Genomic DNA, 5648 nt, shown 5'->3' with positions numbered 1-5648 from the left:
GGCATCGGCATGGCGGTTAAGGAATTTTTGCAACTGACCGTCGTTTTCTTCGACAAAGACCGAGCAGGTAGCCAGCAACATCCTGCCGTTTTTCGTCAGGGTCTGCCACAGCGCGTCTAATAATGCTTCCTGTTGGCGTGCGGTTTTGACGGCATCGGTCGGTCGGCGTAGCCATTTGACATCAGGATTGCGGCGCGCCACGCCCGAAGCGGTACACGGCACATCGGCCAAGACAGCGTCAAAGGCCTTGCCATCATACCACGCTGTCAAGTCCTGCGCATCGGCACAAACCAAAGAGGCCGTTTGAAAGCCTAAACGGTCAAGGTTGCTCTTCACCCTGTTCAGACGGCCTTCGTCTATATCCAAAGCGGTAACATGACAATTTGCCAGTTCCAAGATATGACCTGTCTTGCCGCCCGGTGCCGCGCAGGCATCGAGGATGCGTTCGCCGTCTTTCGGGTTCAACAAATAGGCAGCACGTTGCGCACCAAAATCCTGCACCGACACCAGGCCGTCTGAAAAACCGGGCAGGCGGTTTACCGGCACGGCTTCTTCCAACATCACGGCGTATTCGTCCAACGCCCTGGCCGCAATACCTTCCGCAGCCAATTTTTCCAAATAACTTTCGGCATTGCCGTGTCGGCGGTTGACGCGCAAAGTCATCGGCGGATGCGATTGCAGCGCGGTGGTAATGTTGTGCCAATGTTTCGGATAATGGTTTTTCAAGTAAGCCGCCCACCACAGCGGCAAATTGTGTTTCGCCACATCGTCTTTTTTACAGGAAGCCGCGAGCTTGTCGCGTTCGCGCAAAAAGCGGCGCAAAATCGCATTGGCAAACGAGCGGAACTGGCCGCGGCCGATTTTGGCAATGCTTTCCACCGCTTCATTGACCACGGCATGAGGGGCATTACGCGTGTAATGCAGTTGGTACATCGCCGCCAAAAGCAGGCTTTCGAGCTGCGGATTGTCAATCGGCTTCTTCAGCATTTGACCAAGCATATACTTCAAACTGCCCAAATAACGTTGGCATCCGTAGGCAATATCCTGCAACGCGCCGTTTTCCTGCGCCGTCAGCTGCGGATGCGCCGCGCGGATTTCCGCCAAAACATCCTGAAGATTGCGCCCTTCGGCAACCGCGGCAACGCTGTCGGCGGCCAATTTTTGGGCGAGGGACATACTCATATTTTTGCTTTCTGATTCATAATTTGATTTCAAGTGTTTGGCGGATTTCAGACGGCCTGTTCGGCAGCCAGCAATGCCCGATAATATTCGGCATCTGTTTTGGAAAAACAGCAAAAGATGATTTTTTCCACTACCGGACATTGCGGCAGGGTTTGCTTCAAACTCTCCAAAGCGATACGCGCGGCGGCTTCGGCCGGGAAGCGGTACACCCCAGTGCTGATGCACGGAAAGGCGATACTGTGAAGATCGTGTTTCTGGGCAAGCAGCAAGGAATTAGCGTAGGATTGTGCCAATTTGGCCTCTTCATTTTGTTGTCCGCCAAACCATACCGGCCCGACCGTGTGGATGACAAAACGCGCAGGTAAACGATAGCCTTTGGTTATTTTGGCTTCGCCTGTGCGGCAACCGCCCAAAATTCGGCACTCATCCAGCAGCTCTTTGCCTGCGGCGCGGTGTATTGCACCGTCCACGCCGCCACCACCCAACAGCGATGAATTGGCGGCATTGACAATCGCATCGACTGCCAATCGGGTAATATCGCCCTCGACCACTTCAAAAACAGCCATTGTTTTCTTTCCTCTACGTTGGTTTCCAGCCTGTTACAAAACCGTTCCGACTTCAATCGTCCGGCCTGCCGCAAATGCCTGTATGCTCATGCGTTTGCTGCCGGAAGGCTGCAATTCGGTAATATTCAGCGCATTTTCACCGCACGCCACCAGCAAACCGTCTGAAGTGCAGGCCAACACCTCGCCTGCCTTACCCTGTTTGGCCACGACTTCGGCACACCAGATTTTCATCGGTTTGCCTTGATACTCGACCCACGCGGCAGGTACGGGGTTGAAAGCACGGATTTTTCGCTCAATCACAGCCGCGCTTTCATTCCAATCGATACGCGCCTCTTCTTTACTCAATTTTTGAGCATAGGTAACACCTTCTTCAGGCTGTTTGACCGCGTTCAGACGGCCTTCCGCCTGCAGACGCTGTAAGTCGGCAACAATCGCTTCGGCACCCAAACCCATCAGCGCGTCATGCACTTCGTTGGCAGTATCCGTAGGTTGAATGGCGTAGCGGTGTTCGCTGACCACTGCGCCGGTGTCCAAGCCGATGTCCATCTGCATGATGCACACGCCGGTTTCGGCGTCGCCGGCTTCAATCGCACGTTGAATCGGTGCCGCACCGCGCCAACGGGGCAACAGCGATGCGTGGATATTGAGGCAGCCGTGTTTGGGCGTATCCAACACATCCTGCGGCAAAATCAAGCCATACGCGGCCACCACCATCACATCCGCGCCCGTATCTTTGAGCATTTGCAGGGCTTCGGCGTTATTGCGCAACTTTTCCGGCTGCGCCACGGTCAAACCCAATTCCAAGGCAGCCTGTTTGACTGGCGATGCGGTCAACTGCATGCCGCGGCCTTTGGGGCGGTCGGGCTGGGTCAACACCAGCGGAATTTCAAAACCTGCGGCGGCGAGGGCTTTCAAGGCAGCAGCGGCAAAATCGGGTGTACCGGCAAAGATGACTTTCATGTTGTGTCCTTGTGAAAATGGTTTGAATGGGCGCGTTGGGCAAACTGTTTCAGCTGAAAAGGCCGTCTGAAAGATTGAAAACCGAAGTCTGCCTTCTGTTTTGTCTTTTCAGACGGCCTTTAAGCGATGCGTAGGTCAGATGGTGTGTTTCTGACGTTTTTTCAGTTTGGTTTTAATGCGGCCTTGTTTCAGCTGCGACAGGTGTTCGACAAACACGATGCCCATCAGGTGGTCCAATTCGTGCTGCACGCAGATTGCCAGCAGGCCGTCTGCTTCCAGCGTGAATTTCTCGCCTTTTTCGTTCAAAGCTTCAACTTTGACGCGCTCGGCACGGGTGACGGTATCGTAAATGCCCGGCACGGACAGACAGCCTTCTTCATAAGTTGTCTCGCCGTCTTTTTCGACAATGACGGGATTGATGAACACGCGCGGCTCGCTGCGGTCTTCGGTTAAATCCATCACGACGATGCGCTCGTGTACGTCGACCTGAGTGGCCGCCAAGCCGATACCGCGTGCTTCGTACATGGTTTCAAACATATCGGCAACCAATGTCTGGATGCGCTCATCGATTTTTTCAACAGGTTTGGCGACCGTGTGCAAACGCTCGTCAGGGTATTGGAGGATGTTCAGTAAAGCCATAATATTCTCGTTTTATAAAGCTGATGTGTGATTTTCATACAGATTTGGTTTCCGCCGCCACAATCTCCTGTCATGACAGCAACATTCAATGCTAAAATAACGCCGAAAAATGTTAAAATAGCGCGACGGAGGCCGTTCGTTATCGTATTGATGAATGGGCGGCAGTTTCGCAAACTCCAGCCTTCTCTGTTTATCATCTGAAGACAAACCGAATCGATTTCAAGGGGAACGGTTATGCAACAACGTATTATAACCCTGCTTTGCATGGCAGGCATGGCTATTTCTGCCCACACTCAGGCAGCTTCTTTAAAAATCCGCCCCAATGCGCCGCAACGCTACGTCGTTAAAAACGGCGATACCTTGTGGGGTATTTCCGGCAAATATCTGTACAGCCCGTGGCAATGGAACCGCCTTTGGGGCGCCAACCGCAACACCATCCGCAATCCGCATCTGATCTATCCGGGTCAGGTGTTGGTTTTACGCTACGTCAACGGCCAGCCGCGACTGGGTTTTGAACATGCCCAAACCCGTTCAGACGGCATTCCCGTGATCAAACTGCATCCGCGCGTACGCGAAACTTCCGGCTACGGCATTCCGACCGTCAATGTCAACCTCTACCGCATGTTCATGAAACATCCGCAGATTATCGCTCCGGAAGAAACCGCCAACGCGCCGCGCCTGATTGCCGGCCCCGACAACCGCGTCCTCTACACCCAAGGCAACCGCGTGTACGCATACGGCCTGACCGAACCCGGCCGCTACCTGACCTACCGCGTCAATAAAAACATCACTGATCCGGAAACCGGCAAATTCCTCGGCCAAGAAGTCGTGTTCAGCGGCATCGCCAACACGCTGCCTTACACCGACTCCGCCTTGGAAAACCGCACCCGCACTTCTGACGAAAAACTCAAAAGCAACGAGTATTACACCCAAATCAACAAAGCCATGAAGCTGCGCACCCAATCTGCGCAACCTTTGGTTATCGAAGAAGCCGTTTCCGAAATCCGCAAAGACGACTATCTGCTGAAACTGCCCGAAGGCCTAGACAGCTTCAATGTGATGCCTCACGCCCCTGCCCGTCCGATTCAGGCCAAAGTCGTTTCCATCTTCGACGGCGTGGGCGAAGCCGGCCAGTTCCAAACCATTACTTTGGATAAAGGCGAACTCGACGGCCTGGACAAAGGCACGGTGGTCAGCCTCTACAAACGCGGCCGCCAAGTCCGTGTCAATCTATCCAACAACCTGATTCGCAAGCCGAAAGACAAAGATACGGTTGAATTGGTTTCCATTCCGGCGGAAGAAATCGGTTTGGCAATGGTGTACCGCACATCCGACCATCTGGCCTCAGCCATTATTTTGGAAAGCCTGAACAGCGTTTCCATCGGCGATACCGCCTCCGAACCCGGCCGCGATTTGGACAATATGGCCGATGAAAAAACCATGGACAAACCGGCCGAAGACGAACAAGAAAGAGAAATCGAACTGGAAGTCCGCAGCTGATTAAGCTTTCTTAGCAGCGATTCGGTAAATAAAGGCCGTCTGAAAACCTGTTTTTCAGACGGCCTTTTGATTACTTGCCCATTAAATAAAATTAGTAACACGTTGTTTAAAGCGCAAACAATATCTTATTTCTCAAGTCGGTAATCGGCTATCTCCTTTTCTATCGTCTTTCCGTTCTGCCATTCCAATCAGAAATATGAAAAGCACGGCACGCCATTTATTGCCTGTTGATTGTTCCATCTGTTCCTTCCAATCAAAAAGGCCGTCTGAAATCTTCAGACGGCCTTTTTATCCACAACTCAAATCCGATTATTTGAATTTGTAAGTGTATTGCAAGCCCAAGATGTCCGCTTTGTTTTTGAAGCGTGCAGAGGATGCACCGCGGCTGTCTACGTCGTTGCCGCTGGCTTTGCCGGTGCGGTAAACCGTATCATTGATGTGGATATGGCTGTACGCCGCATCGATAACATGGTTTTTACCCAGTTGATATTTGGCACCGACGGAGAACCAGATACGGTTGCCGTCAGGCAGGCTGTTCATGCGGTCTTCAGCGCTTTTAACCGGTGATTTGTCGAAAGCGATACCGGCACGCAGTTGCAATGGTTCGGTAACTTGATAAGAGCCGCCGAATGCAACTTTATAAGTGTTGCGCCAGTTAGGCGTGATGACGGTACGGTCAGATTGGCCGTTGACAACTTTTTTGGTGTTTTCAAACACCAGCTCCGCTTTGTTGAAGCGGCTGTGGCGCGTCCAAGTCACATCGCCGAACAGGTTGGTTTTGTCGGTGGCGCGGTACATACC

The 5648-nt window shown here is 52.7% G+C and carries 6 protein-coding genes; 1 reads left to right on the top strand and 5 read right to left on the bottom strand.

The window, feature by feature from the left end; genetic code table 11:
• The 4 genes from rsmB to def all read right to left on the bottom strand — a co-directional run.
• A partial coding sequence (gene rsmB, locus ACTHSP_RS17140) for a 16S rRNA (cytosine(967)-C(5))-methyltransferase RsmB (RefSeq protein WP_440346525.1) occupies nucleotides 1-1182 on the bottom strand: 1182 nt, incomplete at its 3' end.
• A gap of 47 nt (nucleotides 1183-1229) precedes the next feature.
• Complete coding sequence (locus ACTHSP_RS17135) at nucleotides 1230-1748, bottom strand: O-acetyl-ADP-ribose deacetylase (RefSeq protein WP_107867959.1); 519 nt, start codon at nucleotides 1746-1748, stop codon at nucleotides 1230-1232.
• 33 nt (nucleotides 1749-1781) lie between these two features.
• Nucleotides 1782-2708 carry a methionyl-tRNA formyltransferase gene (fmt, locus tag ACTHSP_RS17130; protein ID WP_107867960.1) on the bottom strand — a complete coding sequence of 309 codons (927 nt, stop codon included), beginning with the start codon at nucleotides 2706-2708 and terminating at the stop codon, nucleotides 1782-1784.
• A 135-nt stretch (nucleotides 2709-2843) separates the two neighbouring features.
• Nucleotides 2844-3347 carry a peptide deformylase gene (gene def, locus ACTHSP_RS17125; RefSeq protein ID WP_003678675.1) on the bottom strand — a complete coding sequence of 168 codons (504 nt, stop codon included), beginning with the start codon at nucleotides 3345-3347 and terminating at the stop codon, nucleotides 2844-2846.
• Between the two features lie 234 nt (nucleotides 3348-3581).
• Between def and ACTHSP_RS17120 the strand changes: the two genes are divergently transcribed.
• Complete coding sequence (locus ACTHSP_RS17120) at nucleotides 3582-4847, top strand: LysM peptidoglycan-binding domain-containing protein (protein ID WP_440346524.1); 1266 nt, start codon at nucleotides 3582-3584, stop codon at nucleotides 4845-4847.
• Between the two features lie 309 nt (nucleotides 4848-5156).
• Here ACTHSP_RS17120 and ACTHSP_RS17115 read toward each other — a convergent pair.
• A partial coding sequence (locus ACTHSP_RS17115; RefSeq protein ID WP_440346523.1) for an OmpP1/FadL family transporter occupies nucleotides 5157-5648 on the bottom strand: 492 nt, incomplete at its 5' end.

This window comes from Neisseria sp. P0001.S005 (assembly GCF_051963715.1).
This window is presented reverse-complemented; position numbering and strand designations above follow the sequence as displayed.